This is a genomic window from Ruegeria sp. AP12 (assembly GCF_056540025.1).
The window spans coordinates 1-905 of sequence record NZ_JBQFVZ010000140.1 but is presented as its reverse complement, the minus strand read 5'-3'; the positions used below and the strand labels follow the sequence as shown (position 1 = coordinate 905).

At 62.0% G+C, this 905-nt stretch carries 2 protein-coding genes; one reads left to right on the top strand and one right to left on the bottom strand.

What is annotated here, in order from left to right; translation table 11 throughout:
- A partial coding sequence (locus ACR0E6_RS21830; protein ID WP_480587262.1) for a protein tyrosine phosphatase family protein occupies nt 1-366 on the top strand: 366 nt, incomplete at its 5' end.
- Nucleotides 367-371: 5 nt separating this feature from the next.
- On the opposite strand, the gene ACR0E6_RS21825 is transcribed toward ACR0E6_RS21830, so the two are convergent.
- The coding region (locus ACR0E6_RS21825; RefSeq protein ID WP_480587259.1) for a FliM/FliN family flagellar motor C-terminal domain-containing protein at nt 372-905 on the bottom strand (534 nt) is incomplete at its 5' end.

Here is a 905-nt window from a genome sequence, read left to right as displayed (position 1 = left end):
CCAGCCATTGCCGAGGCAGGATTTGTCAAGGTGATCTGCAACCGTCCCAATGTCGAGGTACCACCAGATCAGCAATCCGATGCGATCGGTCAGGCCGTGCGTGACGCCGGGATGGAATATGAGGTGCTGGAACTGACACACCAGACGATGACACCGGAAAACGTCGCCCTGCAGCGTGACATGGCCGAGAATTGCAGCGGGCCTGTGCTGGCCTATTGCGCCTCGGGCACAAGGTGTTCGGTGGTCTGGGCATTGGGACAATGCGACCGGCTGAGCACGGACGATATCCTGGATGCGACCAGCAAGGCGGGCTACGCGCTGGATGGCCTGCGCCCGGCGCTGGATCAGATGAGAGGTCAGGGCTGAGGTCCTCAGCCCTCCCCTTCCTCGCCTGAAATACGGGCGAGTTGCGAAATCTCCGAAATCAACTGATCTGAGCCCATCGCCAACATGTCCCCTGCATCGGATGGATGGGCAATATCCAGACCATCCACCGTCTCGACGCTGTTCAATGCGGATTGCGCACTTCCGGTATCATGCAACGCGCCGGTCTGGCTGGCCATAAATGGCTGCGGCTCAACATGGGTCAGAGCCGCAGCCTGATGTTCGTTGATCCGAACGGCCCGCATACCGCCGCATTGCCCCAGCCGCCCAACCGCCAGCCGGCCCCGTTCGATGGTCAGAACCTGAACCTTGTCCAGCTTTGAGCCGGTCAGCCGCAGAACGTCTCCAACCGCCAGCGCGGACAATTCGGTCAATGGCAGAGAGATGCGGGACAGCACGGCCGTCAACTCGGCCCGCATTACCCCGGACGCCTGCTCCAGATTTCGTCCCGCGGGATCCGCTTGCGCGGCCTGCCCGTCGTCAGATGGCGGTGGGTCAGGCAGCACAAAGCAGATCTCGCC